This window comes from Rhodococcus sp. ACT016 (assembly GCF_050477185.1).
Taxonomy (GTDB): domain Bacteria; phylum Actinomycetota; class Actinomycetes; order Mycobacteriales; family Mycobacteriaceae; genus Prescottella.
The window spans coordinates 5,169,069-5,186,816 of the sequence record NZ_JBEAET010000001.1 but is presented as its reverse complement, the minus strand read 5'-3'; the positions used below and the strand labels follow the sequence as shown (position 1 = coordinate 5,186,816).

At 68.4% G+C, this 17,748-nt stretch carries 20 protein-coding genes; 11 read left to right on the top strand and 9 right to left on the bottom strand.

Translation table 11 applies throughout. The features are described 5' to 3' along the window. Nucleotides 1-251: 251 nt before the first annotated feature. From rpmH to rsmG (ACQ5DX_RS23730), 6 genes are all read left to right on the top strand, one after another. Nucleotides 252-395, top strand: a complete 144-nt coding sequence (rpmH, locus tag ACQ5DX_RS23755; RefSeq protein WP_005516618.1) for a 50S ribosomal protein L34 — start codon at nucleotides 252-254, stop codon at nucleotides 393-395. A gap of 27 nt (nucleotides 396-422) precedes the next feature. Beyond that, the gene (gene rnpA / locus ACQ5DX_RS23750; protein ID WP_430334924.1) at nucleotides 423-800 is read left to right on the top strand and encodes a ribonuclease P protein component; all 378 of its coding nucleotides are present in this window, start codon (nucleotides 423-425) and stop codon (nucleotides 798-800) included. After that, complete coding sequence (gene yidD, locus ACQ5DX_RS23745; protein WP_430334923.1) at nucleotides 797-1,135, top strand: membrane protein insertion efficiency factor YidD; 339 nt, start codon at nucleotides 797-799, stop codon at nucleotides 1,133-1,135. The genes rnpA and yidD overlap by 4 nt, the downstream gene beginning before the upstream one ends. Before the next feature lie 75 nt (nucleotides 1,136-1,210). Next, nucleotides 1,211-2,293 (top strand): membrane protein insertase YidC, encoded by a 1,083-nt coding sequence (gene yidC / locus ACQ5DX_RS23740; RefSeq protein WP_430334922.1) that lies wholly within the window; start codon nucleotides 1,211-1,213, stop codon nucleotides 2,291-2,293. 21 nt (nucleotides 2,294-2,314) lie between these two features. After that, nucleotides 2,315-2,878 (top strand): protein jag, encoded by a 564-nt coding sequence (locus ACQ5DX_RS23735; RefSeq protein WP_430334921.1) that lies wholly within the window; start codon nucleotides 2,315-2,317, stop codon nucleotides 2,876-2,878. Between the two features lie 98 nt (nucleotides 2,879-2,976). Beyond that, nucleotides 2,977-3,660 (top strand): 16S rRNA (guanine(527)-N(7))-methyltransferase RsmG, encoded by a 684-nt coding sequence (gene rsmG, locus ACQ5DX_RS23730; protein ID WP_430334920.1) that lies wholly within the window; start codon nucleotides 2,977-2,979, stop codon nucleotides 3,658-3,660. 58 nt (nucleotides 3,661-3,718) lie between these two features. Here the strand turns inward: rsmG (ACQ5DX_RS23730) and ACQ5DX_RS23725 are convergent, their stop codons facing one another. Continuing rightward, a complete protein-coding gene (locus ACQ5DX_RS23725) occupies nucleotides 3,719-4,672 on the bottom strand; it encodes an esterase/lipase family protein (RefSeq protein WP_430334919.1) in 954 nt (317 codons plus the stop codon). Between the two features lie 623 nt (nucleotides 4,673-5,295). Between ACQ5DX_RS23725 and rsmG (ACQ5DX_RS23720) the strand changes: the two genes are divergently transcribed. The 4 genes from rsmG (ACQ5DX_RS23720) (at nucleotide 5,296) to ACQ5DX_RS23705 (ending at nucleotide 9,169) form a co-directional block, all read left to right on the top strand. Then, nucleotides 5,296-5,976, top strand: a complete 681-nt coding sequence (gene rsmG / locus ACQ5DX_RS23720) for a 16S rRNA (guanine(527)-N(7))-methyltransferase RsmG (protein ID WP_430334918.1) — start codon at nucleotides 5,296-5,298, stop codon at nucleotides 5,974-5,976. Nucleotides 5,977-6,046: 70 nt separating this feature from the next. Beyond that, nucleotides 6,047-7,072 (top strand): ParA family protein, encoded by a 1,026-nt coding sequence (locus tag ACQ5DX_RS23715; protein WP_430334917.1) that lies wholly within the window; start codon nucleotides 6,047-6,049, stop codon nucleotides 7,070-7,072. Nucleotides 7,073-7,075: 3 nt separating this feature from the next. Further along, nucleotides 7,076-8,224: a ParB/RepB/Spo0J family partition protein gene (locus tag ACQ5DX_RS23710; RefSeq protein WP_430334916.1), complete on the top strand. Its 1,149-nt coding sequence runs from the start codon at nucleotides 7,076-7,078 to the stop codon at nucleotides 8,222-8,224. Between the two features lie 246 nt (nucleotides 8,225-8,470). Further along, nucleotides 8,471-9,169 (top strand): GNAT family N-acetyltransferase, encoded by a 699-nt coding sequence (locus ACQ5DX_RS23705; protein ID WP_430334915.1) that lies wholly within the window; start codon nucleotides 8,471-8,473, stop codon nucleotides 9,167-9,169. A gap of 49 nt (nucleotides 9,170-9,218) precedes the next feature. On the opposite strand, the gene ACQ5DX_RS23700 is transcribed toward ACQ5DX_RS23705, so the two are convergent. The 8 genes from ACQ5DX_RS23700 to ACQ5DX_RS23665 form a co-directional block, all read right to left on the bottom strand. Then, the gene (locus tag ACQ5DX_RS23700; RefSeq protein WP_430334914.1) at nucleotides 9,219-10,421 is read right to left on the bottom strand and encodes an N-acetylmuramoyl-L-alanine amidase; all 1,203 of its coding nucleotides are present in this window, start codon (nucleotides 10,419-10,421) and stop codon (nucleotides 9,219-9,221) included. Nucleotides 10,422-10,573: 152 nt separating this feature from the next. Next, nucleotides 10,574-10,897 carry a thioredoxin gene (gene trxA / locus ACQ5DX_RS23695; RefSeq protein WP_430334913.1) on the bottom strand — a complete coding sequence of 108 codons (324 nt, stop codon included), beginning with the start codon at nucleotides 10,895-10,897 and terminating at the stop codon, nucleotides 10,574-10,576. 52 nt (nucleotides 10,898-10,949) lie between these two features. Then, nucleotides 10,950-11,939, bottom strand: a complete 990-nt coding sequence (gene trxB / locus ACQ5DX_RS23690; RefSeq protein ID WP_430334912.1) for a thioredoxin-disulfide reductase — start codon at nucleotides 11,937-11,939, stop codon at nucleotides 10,950-10,952. 224 nt (nucleotides 11,940-12,163) lie between these two features. After that, nucleotides 12,164-12,757, bottom strand: a complete 594-nt coding sequence (locus tag ACQ5DX_RS23685; protein ID WP_430334911.1) for a TetR/AcrR family transcriptional regulator — start codon at nucleotides 12,755-12,757, stop codon at nucleotides 12,164-12,166. A gap of 32 nt (nucleotides 12,758-12,789) precedes the next feature. Then, nucleotides 12,790-13,536 (bottom strand): ABC transporter ATP-binding protein, encoded by a 747-nt coding sequence (locus ACQ5DX_RS23680; protein ID WP_430334910.1) that lies wholly within the window; start codon nucleotides 13,534-13,536, stop codon nucleotides 12,790-12,792. Then, nucleotides 13,533-14,660, bottom strand: a complete 1,128-nt coding sequence (locus ACQ5DX_RS23675) for an ABC transporter permease (protein ID WP_430334909.1) — start codon at nucleotides 14,658-14,660, stop codon at nucleotides 13,533-13,535. The genes ACQ5DX_RS23680 and ACQ5DX_RS23675 overlap by 4 nt, the downstream gene beginning before the upstream one ends. A 136-nt stretch (nucleotides 14,661-14,796) precedes the next feature. Beyond that, nucleotides 14,797-16,020, bottom strand: coding sequence for an NADH:flavin oxidoreductase (locus ACQ5DX_RS23670; RefSeq protein ID WP_430334908.1), 1,224 nt, complete (start codon nucleotides 16,018-16,020; stop codon nucleotides 14,797-14,799). Further along, nucleotides 16,017-17,024, bottom strand: coding sequence for an NAD-dependent epimerase/dehydratase family protein (locus tag ACQ5DX_RS23665; RefSeq protein ID WP_430334907.1), 1,008 nt, complete (start codon nucleotides 17,022-17,024; stop codon nucleotides 16,017-16,019). The genes ACQ5DX_RS23670 and ACQ5DX_RS23665 overlap by 4 nt, the downstream gene beginning before the upstream one ends. A gap of 89 nt (nucleotides 17,025-17,113) precedes the next feature. Here ACQ5DX_RS23665 and ACQ5DX_RS23660 point away from each other — a divergent pair, with 89 nt between their 5' ends. Beyond that, nucleotides 17,114-17,743, top strand: coding sequence for a helix-turn-helix domain-containing protein (locus ACQ5DX_RS23660; protein ID WP_430334906.1), 630 nt, complete (start codon nucleotides 17,114-17,116; stop codon nucleotides 17,741-17,743). Nucleotides 17,744-17,748: the final 5 nt, after the last annotated feature.

Genomic DNA, 17,748 nt, shown 5'->3' with positions numbered 1-17,748 from the left:
AACGGACGCGCCTTCGCACAGAGGCATCCTTGGTGCAAGGATGCCGCTGTCGCGGCGTGTCGTGGGAAGCGCGAGCTACAGGGCCCGGTTTGACCTCACTCGAGCCTGTCAGTACCCTCGAACAGTCACCCGATGGTGGAGGATGCGCGCTGGCCGGAGGTCTGCGCCCCGGTACCGCCGTGTGATCACTGAGTTTCGTTCAATGTAGACCGACGCCGACCGGCGTCATCCAATTTCGAGGAGTGTTGACCGTGGCCAAGGGCAAGCGGACGTTCCAGCCGAACAATCGCCGCCGCGCGCGCGTTCACGGCTTCCGTCTCCGTATGCGGACCCGTGCGGGCCGTGCAATCGTTTCGGCGCGTCGCCGTAAGGGCCGCGCCGAGCTCACCGCCTGATTCCGAACCTGATCTCGGGAGCTCGGGGTGTTACCTGAGCCGTATCGCCTGCGCCGACGCTCGGATTTCTCCGAGACAGTGCGTCGTGGGCGTCGAATGGGTCGGCGAGATCTCGTCGTTCACGCCCACGGGCGTGACACGGCGGACTCGTTGGTGAGTATCGACGTGCCCCGTTTCGGGCTCGTCGTGAGCAAGGCTGTCGGGCCGGCGGTGATTCGACATCGAGTCGCTCGCCGGTTTCGTCATATCTGCGCCGGGTTGGTCGACACCGTTCCGGTCGATACCGACGTGGTGATCCGCGCGTTGCCGGGATCGGCGACCGCGAGTTCCCGGGAACTCGACAAACAGCTGCGATCCGTACTCAGGAAGTTGGATCTGCTTGCTGGTGAAGGCAATCCGGTATGAGCATCGAACATGACGAGGCGCGGACCGAATCCGGTCCGCGCTCTTCGTCGTTCGCGGCCACCCTCTGGACGACGCTGCGACGTCTTCCCGCGCGCGTCCTGATCTTTCTTATCGAGCTGTACCGAACCTACGTGTCCCCACTCCGTATGCCGACGTGCCGGTTCACGCCGACGTGCAGCGAGTACGCGGTCGACGCGTTGCGCACGCACGGTGCGATCAAGGGTTCGGCGCTCACCGTGGTGCGACTGGTCAAGTGCGCGCCCTGGCACCCTGGAGGATGGGATCCGGTCCCGGAACGTCGCGGCCGGCACATCCACCATGTGAGCCGGGAATGACGCGCACCGCTCACCCCGAACTTGCCAAGCACCACGGAGTGCTGAACGTGGACGAACAGAGGAGTGCTTAGAGCCGTGCTCAACATAATTTACTATCCGGTGTCCGGGATCCTATGGGTCTGGCACAAGGTGTTCGGCTTCTTCCTCGGAGCCGACAACGGCATCGCCTGGGCGCTGTCCGTCATGTTCCTGGTGTTCACGCTTCGCGCCATCCTCTACAAGCCGTTCGTCAAGCAGGTGCGCACGACGCGGCAGATGCAGGAACTGCAGCCGCAGATCAAGGCGCTGCAGAAGAAGTACGCCAAGGACCGCCAGCGCATGGCGCTGGAGATGCAGAAGCTGCAGAAGGAACACGGCTTCAATCCCGTGATGGGCTGTCTGCCGGTCCTGCTGCAGGCTCCGGTGTTCATCGGCCTGTTCCACGTCCTGCGCTCGTTCAACCGCACCGGCACCGGGTACGGCGGACTCGGGATGTCGGTCGAGGACAACGCGAACACCGCGAACTACTTCTTCAGCGCGGCCGACGTCCAGTCGTTCCTCAGCGCCCGCCTGTTCGGTGCCCCGATCTCGTCCTACATCACGATGCCGAAAGAACAGCTCGAGTCCTTCGGTGCCTACGGCACGGTCCCCACGGTCGCCAACATCGCGGCTGTCGCCGTCCCGCTCATGCTCATCGCCTCTGTTGCGACGCACTTCAACGCGCGCGCGTCGGTCGCGCGCCAGAGCGCCGCCGCGGCCGCCAACCCGCAGTCGGCCATCATGAACAAGCTCGCGCTGTGGGTGTTCCCGCTCGGCGTGCTCGTCGGTGGCTCGTTCCTGATGATCGCCATCCTCCTGTACTGGGTGTCGAACAACATCTGGACCTACGCGCAGCAGCACATCGTGTTCCGCAAGATCGACTCGGAGGAGAGCGCCAAGAAGCAGGCCGCGATGGAGCGTCGGGCCGACAACGCACCCAAGCCCGGTGCGCGGCCCTCGAAGGACGCTCGCAAACAGTCCACTCCTGTCGTCGAGTCGACGTCCGAGGAGGACGCGACCACCGAGTCGTCCGAGGCCGACGGGGGGACGAGCAGCGGCGCCTCGGGCACGCAGCGTCCGAAGCCCAAACCGCGCCCCGCGGCCAACCGCCCCAAGAGCAACAAGCGCAAGCGGCGCTGACCTCCAGAAGAGAGAACGACGATGACCAGTGAGCAGGACACCGCCCGGGACGGTGAGAACAGAGAGGGCACCGACGTGGTACTCGAGACTCAGAATGCCGACACCGACACCGACACCGACACCGAGGACGATCTGATCGAGGAAGGCGAGATCGCCGGCGACTACCTCGAGCAGCTGCTCGACGTCCTGGACTTCGACGGCGACATCGACCTCGACGTCGAGGGTGATCGCGCCGTCGTGAGCATCGACGGCGGCAAGGATCTGTCGAAGCTGGTCGGCCGCAAGGGCGAGGTGCTCGACGCCCTGCAGGAGCTGACCCGTCTGGCCGTCCAGCAGACCACCGGCGTGCGCAGCCGTCTGATGCTCGACGTCGCGGGCTGGCGGGCCGGCCGTCGGGCCGAGCTCAGCGCCCTCGGAAAGGCCGCCGCCGAGCGCGTGTCGGCGTCCGGTGAGCGCGAGGAGCTCGCACCGATGACCCCGTTCGAGCGCAAGATCGTGCACGACGCCGTCGCGAAGGTCGACGGTGTCTCCAGCGAGAGCGAGGGCGCCGAGCCGAACCGTCGCGTCGTCGTGCTCAAGGACTGACGAGCCGGGTCCGTCCGGACGCGTAAGGCCGCGGGCCCCAGCCGTACCGCTGGGGCCCGCGGCCTTTTCTCTTGTTGTGTGGTGGTCGGTTGGGGAGGATGTTTCACGTGGAACTGGTTGATGAGCAGTGGGACGTTGTCGGTGCGGCGGGGCGGGTGTTCGGTGATCGGGTGGGGTTGGCGGAGGCGTATCACGCGTCGTTGGCGTCCGATGGTGTGGTGCGGGGGTTGATCGGTCCCAGGGAGGTGCCGCGGTTGTGGGTACGGCATGTGCTCAATTGTGGGGTGTTGGGTGAGTTGGTGGGGGCCGGTGAGTCGGTGGTGGATGTGGGGTCGGGGGCGGGTTTGCCAGGTATTCCGTTGGCGATTGCGCGGCCGGATGTGCGGGTGACGTTGGTGGAGCCGTTGCTTCGTCGGTCGGTGTACCTGCAGGAGTTCGTGGATTCGGTGGGGCTGTCGAACGTCTCCGTGGTGCGGGGCCGTGCGGAGCAGTCGGGGGTGGTGCAGGAAGTGGGGGGTGCCGACGTGGTGACCTCGCGTGCGGTGGCGCCGTTGGAGCGGTTGGCTCGGTGGTCGCTGCCCCTGGTGCGTGTGGGTGGGCGGATGCTGGCGTTGAAGGGTTCCAGTGCGGCCGAAGAGATTTCCCGGGACCGTGCTTCCCTCGCCCGACTCGGGGCCGGCAAGCTCGAGGTCGTCGAGTGTGGTGGTGATGTGTTGCCGACGCCGACGATTGTGGTGAGGGCCGAACGAGTGGCCCATCACCGTCACCGCGGCCGGCGCTGACGCGGACCCGAGAGCGCCACTCCTCCCCTCCCCCACCGCCGTTCCGGCCGCGGAGCGGTCAGCCGCCCACGAACGGCGCGACGAACACGCACGGCACCGGGCGCGGATGCGCCGGGTCGAGTGCATTGAGGACGTAGCCGGCCGCGACGCGGGACGCCGCGAGCGCGATATGGTCCGAGTAATCCTGCGAACACCCGTCCTGGACCACGATGTTCGTCGCGTTGGGGCCCTCCACGTAGCCACTGGTGTACGGCACGATCCCTTCGTCGTAGCGGGTCATGATGTTGGTGTAGGTGACTTCCGGCGCATACAGGCCACCGGCGTGCAGTTTCGCGATGAATTGCGATGCGGGCAGGAACTGAAGACACGCCTGGCAGAATGGCAGCACGCCACGGGCGTCGTCGGTGCCGAGACCGAGAATCGTTGCGCCACCGTCCGGTCCGGTGAGTGCACTGCCGTTCCAAGCCGGACCGAGTGAGATGTACTTGTCGACCTTGGCTGCGCCGCCGAGGTACTTGACGAAGTAGTTGGGCACGACCGATCCCTGCGAGATACCCAGGATGTCCACCCGTGCCGCGCCGGTCGCCGCGAGCACCTCGTCCACGAAGTCACCGATCTGGGCCGCGCTGTCTTCCGCGCGCGCCATGCCCCCGATCGCGCTGACCGGATAGGGCTGATCGGCGTAGTTGCCGAATGTCAGCGCGTAGACGCAGTAGCCCTCGTTGGCGAGCAGCGGCGCGAACGTGGTCCACATGTTGAGGCGATTGGCGCCGGTGCCGTGCACGAGCACGACGGGGTTGGGATGCTCCGCGCTGGGCCGGCACGACCAGTCGTTGGACCCCGCGGCGGAGCCGCCCGGGTTGGTGAACTCGTCCTGTACGAAGAGGTAGTACGGAACGAGATACGTCGGCGCGGCGTTGCCCGTCGCCGGCGACAGCACCGCCGCGACCCACGCGACCATCAGTCCAACGGCGACTCGCCAGCCGCCCCGATTCCACCGTTCGTGTCTCATCGGTTCCCCTCCCCGTCCGATTCGCTTGCCCCGAATGGTACGGAAGGGCGGTCGGGACCGATCGACATTCGAAATTTCGGTGTTTCACATGAAACATGCTGTGCCGCAACGAGAAACGTGAATTGTCGGGAGTGGGCTGTTTGTGTGGTGACGTCGCCCTACCGGGTACCCTCGGCCATTTCGTCACTGTGACAGTCGATCTCGGCGCCGGCGGCGGAACGAGCGTTCGAGAGTCGATCGCGGCCCTCGGCTGTGCGTCCACCGAGCGGGGTCGGAGTCGCTTTCGTGGGTTCGGTGGCGGCGTCGGACCTGTGGAGGGTGACACCGAAGCTCGGTGGCGCCGCCGACGATTCACGTGAAACATCGGCGCCCATCCGCGACCATCGGTCGGTGACGGTGCGTTCGTCGAGGACCGTACGTGGACGGTCGGGGGTGCGACGCGGACGCTCCGGTGCGCGGACTCGCGTGGAGTCGCCCGCGATGTTTCACGTGGAACCACCGTCGCCACGTTTCGCCCTCCCCTCGGGCACCCCTCCCCTCCCCCATCGGTGAGTGGACTCCGGTCGAACCGATGACACGAAAGACGCTGCCCGAGTTGGTGGTGTGGTGGTCGGTTGGGGAGGATGTTTCACGTGGAACTGGTTGATGAGCAGTGGGACGTTGTCGGTGCGGCGGGGCGGGTGTTCGGTGATCGGGTGGGGTTGGCGGAGGCGTATCACGCGTCGTTGGCGTCCGATGGTGTGGTGCGGGGGTTGATCGGTCCCAGGGAGGTGCCGCGGTTGTGGGTACGGCATGTGCTCAATTGTGGGGTGTTGGGTGAGTTGGTGGGGGCCGGTGAGTCGGTGGTGGATGTGGGGTCGGGGGCGGGTTTGCCAGGTATTCCGTTGGCGATTGCGCGGCCGGATGTGCGGGTGACGTTGGTGGAGCCGTTGCTTCGTCGGTCGGTGTACCTGCAGGAGGTCGTCGACAACATCGGGCTCGGGAACGTGACCGTCGTACGCGGGCGCGCCGAGGATCCCGGTGTCGTCAAGGAAGCAGGCGGTGCCGATGTCGTCACCTCGCGCGCGGTCGCTCCGTTGGACAAGCTTGCTCGGTGGTCGCTGCCCCTGGTGCGTGTGGGTGGGCGGATGCTCGCATTGAAGGGTTCCAGTGCGGCCGAAGAAATCTCCCGGGACCGTGCTTCCCTCGCCCGACTCGGGGCTGGCAAGCTTGAGGTCGTCGAGTGTGGTGGAGAGGCACTGCCGGTGCCGACGATCGTGGTGAGCGCGGAGCGTGTTGCTCAACACGGTCGCCGGCATCGCTGAGTTACGGGCATTCGAGGGCACGAGGGTTGAGAATTGCGTCATGAGTGGTCATCAAGCGAAGGAGCAGTAGATGTCGGCTGGAGCTGAATCCGCCGTTTCACGTGAAACGGTTTCCCGGGAACCGGTTTCACGTGAAACCGTCACCCCGCCGGACTCGACGGACGGCAGTCGAGATCAGGACTTTGCCCACTCCTCCCCCTATCGGGGAATCTCCCTCGCGGACACCCCGATCGGGGCAGCCGCGCAACGCGCGAGTCAGGTTCTGCACCCGAGTTCGGTGACGCTCCCGAAGCCGTCGCATCGGCGCGTGTTCACCATCGCCAACCAGAAGGGCGGCGTCGGCAAGACCACGTCGACGGTGAATCTGGCTTCGGCGTTGGCGATCCAGGGACTGACGGTGTTGGTCGTCGACCTCGATCCGCAGGGCAACGCGAGCACCGCGCTCGGCATCCCGCACACGTCGGGGACGCCGTCGAGCTACGAACTGCTTCTCGGTGAGGTGACCGCGAAGGAGGCGATCCAGCAGAGCCCGCACAACGAGCGTCTCTACTGCATCCCCGCGACGATCGATCTGGCCGGTGCCGAGATCGAACTCGTGTCGATGGTGGCCCGCGAGAACCGACTCAAGAACGCGCTCTCCGAGGCGGCCCTCTCCGACATCGACGCCGACTTCATCCTCATCGACTGCCCGCCGTCGTTGGGACTGCTCACGGTCAACGCGATGGTCGCGGCGAAGGAGGTGCTCATCCCGATCCAGTGCGAGTACTACGCACTCGAGGGCGTCGGGCAGCTGCTGCGCAACATCGAACTGGTGCAGGCCCATCTGAATCCGGAGCTGCACGTCTCCACCGTCCTCCTGACGATGTACGACGCGCGCACCAAGCTCGCGGACCAGGTGGCCGAGGAGGTGCGCAAGCACTTCGGCGAGGCCGTCCTGCGCGCGGTGATTCCGCGATCGGTGAAGGTGTCCGAGGCGCCCGGCTACGGGATGACCGTCCTCGACTACGACCCCGGATCCAGGGGCGCGATGAGCTATCTCGACGCCGGCCGTGAACTCGCGGCACGCGGGATGTCCACCACGACGCAGGAGCAGTAGAGCATGGCGCAGACACGCAAGGGCGGACTCGGCCGTGGGCTCGCGGCGCTGATCCCGACCGGTCCCGCGAACGGCGGTCCCGGACTGGGGAACGCGGCCGCGGATGTCATCATCGGCACCTCGACCGCGGTCGCCGAGGCCGCGGCGGCGATCGACGCCGTCGAGCCCGCCGAGACCGCCGAGACCGGCGCCGCAGTCAAGCCGAAGCCCGTGAAGAAGGCCGCGGCCAAGACGCCGGCCAAGACGGCTCCGAGCAAGGCCGCGAAGGGCACCGAAGAGGTCGTCGCGAGCGCGCCGACCCCGACGCCGGCGGTCCTCACCGACGAGGAACCCCTCTCCCCCACCGGCGCGGTGTACCACGAGATCGCGCCGCACCTCATCGAGCCGAACCCGAAGCAGCCCCGCTCGGTCTTCGACGAGGAGGCGTTGGGCGAGCTGGTGCACTCGATCCGCGAGTTCGGGCTGATGCAGCCGATCGTGGTCCGCCGCGTCGGACCCGAGCAGTATCAGCTCGTCATGGGTGAGCGGCGCTGGCGCGCCAGCCAGATCGCCGGGCTGGAGACGATCCCGGCGATCGTCCGCGAGACCACCGATGAGTCGATGCTGCGCGACGCGCTGCTGGAGAACATCCATCGCGTCCAGCTCAATCCGCTCGAAGAGGCGGCCGCGTACCAGCAGTTGCTCGAGGAGTTCGAGGTCACCCACGAAGAGCTGGCGGCGCGGATCGGACGCTCCCGGCCCGTCGTGACGAACATGATCCGTCTGCTCAAGCTCCCGATCCCGGTGCAGCGCCGGGTGGCGGCCGGTGTGCTGTCGGCGGGCCACGCGCGGGCGCTGCTGTCGCTCGAGGCGGGCGCGGATGCCCAGGAGGTGCTCGCGGCCCGGATCGTGGCCGAGGGCATGTCGGTCCGGGCGACCGAGGAGGCGGTCATGCTCGCCAACCGCGAGGGCCCCTCCCCTACCCCACCAGTCAAGCGCAAGCCGATCCAGATGCCGGGTCTGCAGGACGTCGCCGAGCGTCTGTCGAACTCGTTCGACACCCGGGTGACGGTGAGCCTCGGAAAGCGTAAGGGCAAGATCGTGGTCGAGTTCGGTTCGGTCGACGACCTCGAGCGCATCGTGACGATGATGGAGAAGCAGTCCGGCAACTGACGCCGGTGGGACGTGCCGCGGGAAACCGCGACAATACGTCACAGTGACGTTATCGGTGTGGGTGTCGGGATCGGAGCGTTCCGGTGCTCCCGAATGCGATCGGTCCCGCCGCCCGGTCGGTGGCACTCAGCCGCCGCCGCGCTGAGGACGGAACTATCCCCTATTCTGGAGGGGATAGTTCCGTCGAGGCGGGTGTGACTCCCCGAGTGGTCATGGAGGCTGGGGGTATGGAGGTCGGCGTACACGGTGTCGACTAGCGTCACGTCACTCACTCTGGACGGACTCGACAAGCTGTCCTCCCACGCCCGGCGGTGCGTCTTCTGGGAGATGGATCCGGCATCCGTCCGCGTCTCGCGCGAGTTCTCCAGCTTCTACGACCCCGAGTTCGAGAAGGAAGCGTGGCTGTCGATGGTCATGCTCGAGTGGGGATCGTGCGGGCAGGTGGCCCTCGTGGACGACAAGCCCGCCGGCTGCGCCCTGTACGCCCCGCCGAGCATGGTGCCGCGCGCCGACCTGTTCCCCACCTCTCCCGTCAGCGCCGACGCGGTCCTGCTCACGACGATGCGTCTCGAGCCCATCGGCGACGAGTACGGGCTGGGCGCCACGCTGATCCAGGCCGCGGTCGGCGACCTCGTGCGACGCGGTGTGCGGGCGCTCGAGGCGTTCGGGATCCGCGCGGACGGCGACGCCGCAGCCAGCGGAGTCCCCTCGGCCACCGCGGCCCGCGAATGCTCCCCACAGGAGTGCATGATCAGTGCCGACTTCCTCGAGGACGTCGGATTCGAAGTCGTTGCACCGCATCACCGCTTCCCCCGCCTGCGACTCGAGCTCGACCGCGACCACCTGTGGAAGGCGGACGTCGAGGCGGCCCTGGAGCGGCTTCTGGAGGTCGCGACCCTGTCCCTGGTCGATATCGGCGAACGAAGCGTCGTGGGAGCCCACTAGGGCCCTTTACGGGCCTGCGCCGTCCGACTGCCGCGCGGGATCCGGGGCGTCAGCGGGCGCGGTCGGCGTCCGCCAGTTCCTCGGCGAGCAGTTCGGCGAACGTGAACGTCCCCGTCGGGGCATCGTCCTGTCCCAGCAGGTACAGGCGCTTGACCGCGATGAGGATCGCCTCGGCGATCGTGTCGCGCTGCCGCGGATCAGTGAGCACCGCGATGTCGGAATCGCTTGTGAGATAACCGATGTCGACCTGGACGGTCGGCATCTTGGTGAGCCGCAACAGATCCCAGGTGCGACCATGAGTCCTGCAGTCCCGCAACGGAGTTCGAGCCACGACCTCGCGCTGGATGTAGCCCGTGAGGATCTGGCCGATCATCGAGGTGGAGCCGTGCGAGTTGCCGAAGTGGAAGCTCGCGACACCGCTCGCGGCGGGGCTCGAGTGGCTGTCGCAGCGCAGCGCGATCATCAGGTCGGCGTCGAACCCGTTGGACGTCTCCGCGCGCTGGGCCTCGCTGGGGTTGGCGTGCTGGGGTCGCGACAGGAACGTCTCCATGCCCGTCGCCGCCATCCGGCCCTCGAGCCGGCTCGCGAGATCCCACAGGATGTCGGCCTCGCTCATCCGACCGGTGCCGGTCCGCACGATCCGGCCGGTGTCGGCGCCGCCGAGACCCGGATCGATGACGATCCGCTTGCCGCTCAGCTGCGGCCCGGACCGGCGGACCAGTTCTTCCTCGCTGATCGCGTGCGGCGACCCGCCCGAGACACGGGTACCGAGCAGTTCGAGCGACCGCAGCGTGGCCGGGCCGCAGATGCCGTCCGCCGCGATGCCGATCTCGCGCTGGAACGAGCTCAGTGCCTCGTGCGTCTGCGGGCCGAAATAGCCGTCCACGCGCCCGATGTAGAAGCCCAGGTCCTGCAGGCGGGTCTGGAGGGCGGCGACGTCGTCGCCGTACAGCGGGGCGGACAGCTGGTAGATCAGAGTGCGGGCACCGAGCCGGTACGACGCCTCCTTGAGGGAGCGGTACGTCGCCGGGCCGACGACGCCGTCGACGAGCAGGCCGCGCTGCTGCTGGAATGCGCGCACGGCGGAGTCGAGATGGTGGTCGAACACGGCGTCGGGGGCCACCCAGTGCGAGCCGTTGACGGTCTCACGGTTCGTCCCGGCCACACCGTGGTGGAGGAATCCCAGGCCGGTCAAAGTACCCCGGATCTCGGCGACGGCGGGGCCGTGGTCGCCGTGACGGAGTAGCTGCATGCTCGCGGGCCTTTCGTAGCGGACGTCGATCGATTCTCTCAGACGGCCCCGTCGCATCCGCAATCCACTCGGCCACAGTGTGACAAGGCTGTGGTGGCAGTCAGGTCACACTGTGGCCGGAATCCGCGCTTACCGGACGGAGCGCGGAGGGGTCAGAGCACCTCGGCGAGATCCTTGAGGAGGGCGGCCTTGCCCTTCGCGCCGACGATCGTCTTTACGGGCTTGCCGCCCTGGAACAGGATCATCGTCGGGATCGACATGACCTTGAACTCGCTGGCCGCGTTCGGGTTCTGGTCGATGTCCAGCTTGGCGACCGTGAGCTTGTCGGCGTGATCGCCGGCGATCTCCTCGAGCACCGGGGCGACCATCTTGCACGGGCCGCACCAGGTGGCCCAGAAGTCGACGAGCACGGGCTTGTCGGAGTCCAGAACGTCCTGCTTGAACGAGTCGTCGTTGATGGTGATGGTGTTCGCCACGGGATCCTCCTGGGATCTGAACCGGATGGGTTTACGGGTGGGGTGGGGCGGGTCAGGCGTCGACCGTGACGGCCTCGCCCGCGGCCGCGAGGGTGTTCTCGGTGATGTCACCCTGGTCGGCCAGCCAACGCTCGGCGTCGATCGCGGCGGAGCAACCGGTGCCGGCCGCGGTGATCGCCTGGCGGTAGGTGTGGTCCACCAGGTCGCCGGCGGCGAAGACACCCTCGGCCGAGGTCGCGGTGGTCGGCGCCTGCACCTGCACGTAGCCGGCCGCGTCGAGGTCCACCTGACCCTTGACCAGCTCGCTGCGCGGATCGTGACCGATCGCGACGAACATGCCGGTGACGTCGAGCGTGGACTGCTCGCCCGTGACGGTGTCGCGGATCACCAGACCGGTGACGCTGTTCTCGCCCAGCACCTCGACCGGCGCGGCGTTGGTGACGAAACGGATCTTCTCGTTCGCCTTGGCGCGCTCGAGCATGATCCGGGAGGCGCGGAACTCCTCGCGACGGTGCACCAGCGTGACGCTGCGGGCGAACTTGGTCAGGAAGGTGGCCTCCTCCATCGCGGAGTCGCCACCGCCGACCACGACGATGTCCTGGTCGCGGAAGAAGAAGCCGTCGCACGTCGCGCACGCGCTGACGCCGCGGCCGAGGAGCTTCTCCTCGCCGGGGATGCCGAGGTAGCGGGCGGCGGCGCCCATCGCCAGGATGACGGCGCGGGCGTAGTAGGTCTCGCCGTTCGCGACGACCTTCTTGACCGGGCCGTCCAGCTCGATCTCCTCGACATCCTCGGTGCGGATGTCGGCACCGAAGCGCTTGGCCTGCTCGCGCATCTCGTCCATCAGGTCCGGGCCCATGATGCCCTCGCGGAAGCCCGGGAAGTTCTCGACCTCGGTGGTGGTCATCAGCGACCCACCGAACTGCGTGCCCTCGAACAGGAGGGGCTCGAGCTCCGCGCGGGCGGCGTACACGCCGGCCGTGTATCCGGCCGGTCCCGAGCCGACGATGATGAGGTCACGGACCGTGGTCGGTGTAGTCATGCGGGCCTTCCTGTCCTCTGCAGCTGTCCTGCGGTGCGTTCGTTCACTGCTGCTCACACGAATTCGCCGGTGGCGGCGCAGCTCGCGGAGTCGGTCTGGTCAACAACAGATTAGATGGTGTTGTTCCCAGGGTCGGGGTGCCGCACGTGACCGGCCATGTCGAACGTTTCACGTGGAACCTCGGGTGTGGAGCGCGTCATACGCGAGCGGTGGCGACGGGAACGTCAGTCGGCGCCTGTCGCGCACTCCGTGACGAAGGGCCGGACGAGGTCGGCGGCGGTCCGGCGCACGTGCGCGACGTCCTCCCCTCGCTCGACCTGTCGGGTGGCGGCGTGCAGCACCGCATTGATCAACTCGGCCGTGGCGGCCACATCCGGAACCCCCAACTCGGCGAGGGCGTCGGACAGCGGGGTGACGAGGTCGGCGTGCATCGCGCGGCTCTTGGCGTCGAGTTCCGGGCCGGGCGCGATCTGCGCGAGTGCGGTCGCGATGGCGTGCTCGCCATCGGCGACCAGTCGGAGGTTGGCGTCGATGTAGGCGAGGACGCGTTCGGCGGGGCTGTCGGCGTCGGCCATCGTCGCGGCGACCTGCGCCGACCAGCGCGGGAAGGAGTCCTCGATCAGCGCCTCGAGCAGGTGCTGCCGCGACTTGAAGTACTGGTACATGCTGGACCGGGCGAGCCCGGCGCGGGAGGCCACCTCGCCGAACGAGGGGATCTCGGTGGCCCCCTCGGCGAGGACCTCCCGGGCGGCGTCGAGGAGGGCACGTTGCTGCGCAGCTCGATGCTCACCGACTGTCGGTGCATTGATCCGCGGCACGTGCCCTCCTCGCTCGCTGGGGATCTTCCGGATTACCGGGGGGTGAGTCGGCCGTCGGTCATCTCGACGACACGGTCGCAATAGTCGAGCACATCGTAGTCATGGGTCACCATGACCGTGCCCACGCGCGACTCCCGGGTCTCCCGCGCGAGCAGCTGCACGATCTCGTGGCTGCGGGCACGGTCGAGGGCGGCGGTCGGCTCGTCGACGAGCAGGAGCGACGGCGCCGACACCAGGGCGCGCGCGATGCCCACCCGCTGGCGCTCGCCACCGGAGAGCTGGTCGGGTCGACGGTCGGCCTTGTGGCCGAGGCCCACCTGCTCGAGCAGGGCGATCGGATCGCGGTACTTCTTGCCGCGCGCGCCGAAGTGCGACACCAGGCGCAGCTGGTCGGCCGCGGTGAGCGACGGGATCAGGTTGCCGCTCTGGAACACGAACCCGATGTGCTCGAGCCGGAACTTCGCGGCCTGTGCGGTCTTCATCGCCAGCAGGTCGTGTCCGCCGACGCGGACACTGCCCGAGTCGGGTGTGGTGAGCGCGCCGGCGACGGCCAGCAGGCTCGACTTGCCGGAGCCCGACGGGCCGACGACCGCCACCATCTCGCCGGGGCGGACGGTGAGGCTCACCGCGTCGAGCGCGGTCACGGTCTGTTCGCCGTCGCCGAGGCGCAGATCGGCGTCGACGATCTCGAGGGCAGCGGTGTCGGTGCGGGTCCCCGAAGATGCCACAGCCGACACAGTGGGATCGGTGGTCACTGCAGAGTCCTTTCGGGCGCTCATCGCTGGCCTCCCAGCGCGTTCAACGGGTTGACCGAGGCGATGCGGACGATCGCGATCGCGGCGCCGATCAGGCCGAGGACCGTCAGCAGGACCGCGGCGACCGCGACGGCGGCCGGTTCGAGAAGGAACGGAACTCCCCCGCCGATGAGCGAGCCGAAGCCGTAGCCCACCGCTGCACCGACCGCGACCGAGCCGAGCAGCAGGATGAACGCCTGCGCCAGGCCGTCGCGCAGCAGGTAGCCGGTGGAGGCGCCCATCGCGCGCATCACGGCGATCTCGTGCTTTCGCTGGATCGTCCACACGGTGAAGAAGGCGCCGACGACGAGTGCCGAGATGGCGTAGAGGAACACCTTGATGAGGTTCAGCGTCATGGTTTCGGCGCTGAAGCCCGGAGACGACTGGAACGAGTCCTCGAGCGACACGGCCGACGTCTTCGCGGCCGCGTCACCGGCGGCGTAGTCGAGCGTGGCACCCGGCTCGGCCTGCAGCGCGACCGCGGTGGCCTCCGTCATCGCCTGGTCGGGGACGGGCTCGCCGGGGCGCACGCCGGAATGCAGCTGGCGCCACATGTCGATCGGCAGGTACGCGACGTCGACGTGGCCGAACGTCTGCTTGCCGTCGGTGACGCCGACGATCTTCAGTTCGGTGCCGAGGCGGTCGATCGTGATGGTGTCGCCGAGCTCGACTCCCTCGTCCAGGGCGGTCTTGCTGACGACGATGCCGTTCGGCTCGCCCAGTCCGGTGCCCTGGGCGGCGGTGGGTGCGAGGAACGAGTCGGCCGGGACGCCGAAGAGGGCGAAGTCGACCGGCACGCCGTCCTCGTTGTGGGCGTTGACGAGCATGTTGCCGAAGGGCGCGGCCTCGGCGACGCCGGGCTGCGCGCGCCAGGCGTCGACCTGATCGTCGGTGACGACGCTGCGCGAGAACGCGGAGTCGGTCTTGGTGCCTTCGTTGAATGCGATCCCGTCGACCGGCATGGCCTTCAGGCCCGAGACGCCGTCCTCGACGAGGCCGGAGGACAGGCCGGACAGCAGGACCATCAGCACGGAGATGAGGGCGATGACACCGCCCATCAGGCCGAATCTGGATCGCGCGAACCGTAGCTCCCGCAGGGCGAGGAACATTTCTGGGGCTCCTAGTCGGTGTGATCTGTCGGAATGGCCGATGGGGGAATCTTCCGTTTTTCCCGACGGCCTGTCGGCAAATATACCAACACGGTGTCGGCAACCTGGCGTGATGCTGGTCTCGCGGCGACCCGGGCTACGGGCGCGGTGCCGGTCCGCGCGTCTCCCAGATCGCCTCGCGCACGACGCACCGCGTCCCGCTGTAGATCGTGGGCATGCACTTGTTGCAGTGGATGCACATGCCCTCGGCGACGTGCTGGGTGCGGAACTTCTCGGGCAGGTACGGGTCGCGCAGCAGGGCACGCGCCATCCCGACGAACTCGAAGCCCTCGTCCAGGGCGGTGCGGATGGTGTCGAGTCGGTTGACCCCGCCCGACAGGATCAGCGGAATCGACAGCGCCTCCCGGAACTGTCGGGCGAACGGGAGGAAGAACGCCTCCTCGAACGGGTAGGTCGGGAAGATGTGCGGACCGTACGCCTTGAGGCCGAGACCCACCAGCTTCGGTTGCGCCGCAATGAATTCCGATAGCGGAACCTCGCCGCGGAAGTAGTACATGCCGTTGAGCAGCGAGCTGCCACCGGTGAGTAGCAGTGCGTCGACGCAGCCGTCGGCCTGGATCAGCCGGGCGATCCGCAGGCTCTGGTCGAGCCACAGCCCGCGCGGGACGCCGTCCGCCATGTTGAACTTCGCCGTGACCGCGACGGAGTCGCCAACGGCCGCCCGGACCCGTTCGAGCACCTGGCGTGGGAACCGGGATCGCGCGGCCACGCTGCCGCCGTAGAAGTCGGTGCGCCGGTTGAGGTTCGGGCTCATGAAGCTGCTCAGCAGATAGTTGTGGCCCAGGTGCACCTCGACGGCGTCGAATCCGGAGCCGACGGCCACCCGTGCGGCGGCCGCGAAGTCGCGGGCCACCTGGTCGAGTTGCCGAACCGTGGCACCCTTCACCAAACCCATGGCAGGAGCGCTGATTCGGGTGGAGGGCGCGAGGGCCCGCGTCCGGTTGGAGATCTGGTTCGCCACCAGGCCGGCATGTCCGATCTGCGCGGCCGCGAGCGCGCCCCCGTCGTGCACGGCCTCGGTGAGGCGTCGCAGGCCCCGCCCCGTCCGGTCGTCGAGGACGAGGGTGTCGCGGTGGACGCGTCCACCGGGCGAGACCGCGCAGAACGCGAGCGTCGTCATCGCCGCTCCCCCGCGCGCCACTTCGGCGTGGAAGTCGACCAACTCGTCGGTGACCCGGCCGTGCGGCATCACGCCCTCGAACGTCGCGGCCTTGACGATCCGGTTGCGCAGGGTCAGCGGACCGAGCCGGGCGGGTTCCCAGATCGCTGAGGCCGGGGTGCGGGGTTCGGCCGGAGTCACGGCGCAACCGGTTCGGTGCTCCCCGGCGCGGAGGCGCGCACCGAGGCGGACAGGGCCGCGCGTGCCGAGCGCCACGTCAGGCCCAGCTCGGACAGCGTCCGCGAGTCGTCGGTCGGCGTGGCCGAGGTGAGCAGCCACGCCGCCTCGTAGCTGAGCCCGGCGCTCACCGGCAGGACCCGGCCCAGCGCGTCGGCGACCCGGCCGATTCCACGGAAAACGCTCGGCGTCAGCGGGATACGACGAAGCCGGTGCCCGGAGGCGCGTTCGAGGATGTCGACGATCTCGTCGAACTCGATGAGCTCGCCGCCGCACATGTAACGCCGCGGCCCACGTCCGGGGCGCATCACGGCGGCGTGCACGTCCGCGACGTCGCGCACGTCGATCATCTGCATGCCCCCGCGCAGGCGTGGGGCGACGCCGGCCGCGATCATCGGGGCCCACCCGCCGGCGGTCACCCCACGCATGCCGCCCAGCCCGGGGCCGACGACGCTCGACGGATAGGTGATGGCCACCGGGGCGCCCGCATCCTGCAGGGCGCGGGCGATGCGGTCGGCGGCCGCCTTGGTGCGGCCGTACGCGCTGCGACCCGGCGCGGTGGGACTGTCCGGGCCGATCACCGGACCCGGGGGCGGGAACAGCGCGCTGTAGCTGGCGACGTGCACGATCGGATCCAGGCCCAGCAGGGTCGCCCGCGTGAGCAGCGTGGCGGTGGCCGCGGTGTTGACCTCCCACATGAGCGTCTCGCGGCGGTTGTCGGTGCCCACGACGCCGGCGGCGTGCAGGACGGCGTCGCAGCCCGCGAGCAATCCCGTCACGACGTCGGCGGCGCGGATGTCGCCGCGCAGGACCTCGATACGGTCGGCGGCGGACCCGAAGAGCGGCAGCAGGGCGGACACCGACTCGTCCGGATGCACCAACAGGCGGATGTCGTGACCGTCCGCGAGCAGCGCCCGGGTGGTGTGGGCACCGAGGTATCCGGTGCCGCCCGTTACCGCGACCTTCATGTTGCCTCCCTGGTCCCGGTTAAGTTACCACTGGACTCGTAACCGAAGGAATGGCGCGAGCGAACCGTCTTGGCAGACAATTCGAGGCGATGAATGCACACGTGACCGGTAGCGCCGCCAGTACGGGGCGCCCCAGGGATCCCCGAATCGACGCCGACGTCCTCGCCACCACCAGGGAGATGCTGGTGGAGGTCGGGTGGGAGCAGCTGAGCATGCGCGGGATCGCCGCGCGCGCCGGCGTGAGTCGCGCGGCGCTCTCGCGGCGCTGGACGTCCAAGGCGCACCTGGTGCTCGACGCCCTCCTGGGTGTGACGCCGGACCTCGAACCGTTCGAGGGCACCGATCGCACCGGCTGGATCGACTGGGTGATCACCGGCAGCGCGCAGCTGTTCTCCCGGCCCGACGTGCGCGAGGCGGCGCCCGGACTGCTCGCCGCCCTCCGCGACCACGAGGACCTGCGCACCGCGCTGTGGCAGGGGTTCAGCGGGCCGGCCGCGGAATTGTTCGCCGCCCACGGTGGCGATGCCGACGGCTCGGCATCTCACGATCAGCGGGCACGAGACCTCTTGGACGCCAAGGCGATACTGGTGCTGGCGTCCGGTGCGGCGTTGTTCTCGAGTCTCATCGCCAAGGACGACGACACGCCCGAACTGCGGGCGCGTATCCGGGAACTGCTGGTGCCGGTGGCGGACAGGTCCGCCACCGAAGGCGAAAAGTAAACGAG

Coding starts and splice junctions, on each gene's coding strand:
- yidD (WP_430334923.1), top strand. CDS start 797: ATGAGCATCGAACATGACGAGGCGCGGACCGAATCCGGTCCGCGCTCT.
- ACQ5DX_RS23735 (WP_430334921.1), top strand. CDS start 2,315: ATGACCAGTGAGCAGGACACCGCCCGGGACGGTGAGAACAGAGAGGGC.
- rsmG (WP_430334920.1), top strand. CDS start 2,977: ATGTTTCACGTGGAACTGGTTGATGAGCAGTGGGACGTTGTCGGTGCG.
- ACQ5DX_RS23725 (WP_430334919.1), bottom strand. CDS start 4,672: ATGAGACACGAACGGTGGAATCGGGGCGGCTGGCGAGTCGCCGTTGGA.
- rsmG (WP_430334918.1), top strand. CDS start 5,296: ATGTTTCACGTGGAACTGGTTGATGAGCAGTGGGACGTTGTCGGTGCG.
- ACQ5DX_RS23715 (WP_430334917.1), top strand. CDS start 6,047: ATGTCGGCTGGAGCTGAATCCGCCGTTTCACGTGAAACGGTTTCCCGG.
- ACQ5DX_RS23710 (WP_430334916.1), top strand. CDS start 7,076: ATGGCGCAGACACGCAAGGGCGGACTCGGCCGTGGGCTCGCGGCGCTG.
- ACQ5DX_RS23700 (WP_430334914.1), bottom strand. CDS start 10,421: ATGCAGCTACTCCGTCACGGCGACCACGGCCCCGCCGTCGCCGAGATC.
- trxB (WP_430334912.1), bottom strand. CDS start 11,939: ATGACTACACCGACCACGGTCCGTGACCTCATCATCGTCGGCTCGGGA.
- ACQ5DX_RS23680 (WP_430334910.1), bottom strand. CDS start 13,536: ATGAGCGCCCGAAAGGACTCTGCAGTGACCACCGATCCCACTGTGTCG.
- ACQ5DX_RS23675 (WP_430334909.1), bottom strand. CDS start 14,660: ATGTTCCTCGCCCTGCGGGAGCTACGGTTCGCGCGATCCAGATTCGGC.
- ACQ5DX_RS23665 (WP_430334907.1), bottom strand. CDS start 17,024: ATGAAGGTCGCGGTAACGGGCGGCACCGGATACCTCGGTGCCCACACC.
- ACQ5DX_RS23660 (WP_430334906.1), top strand. CDS start 17,114: ATGAATGCACACGTGACCGGTAGCGCCGCCAGTACGGGGCGCCCCAGG.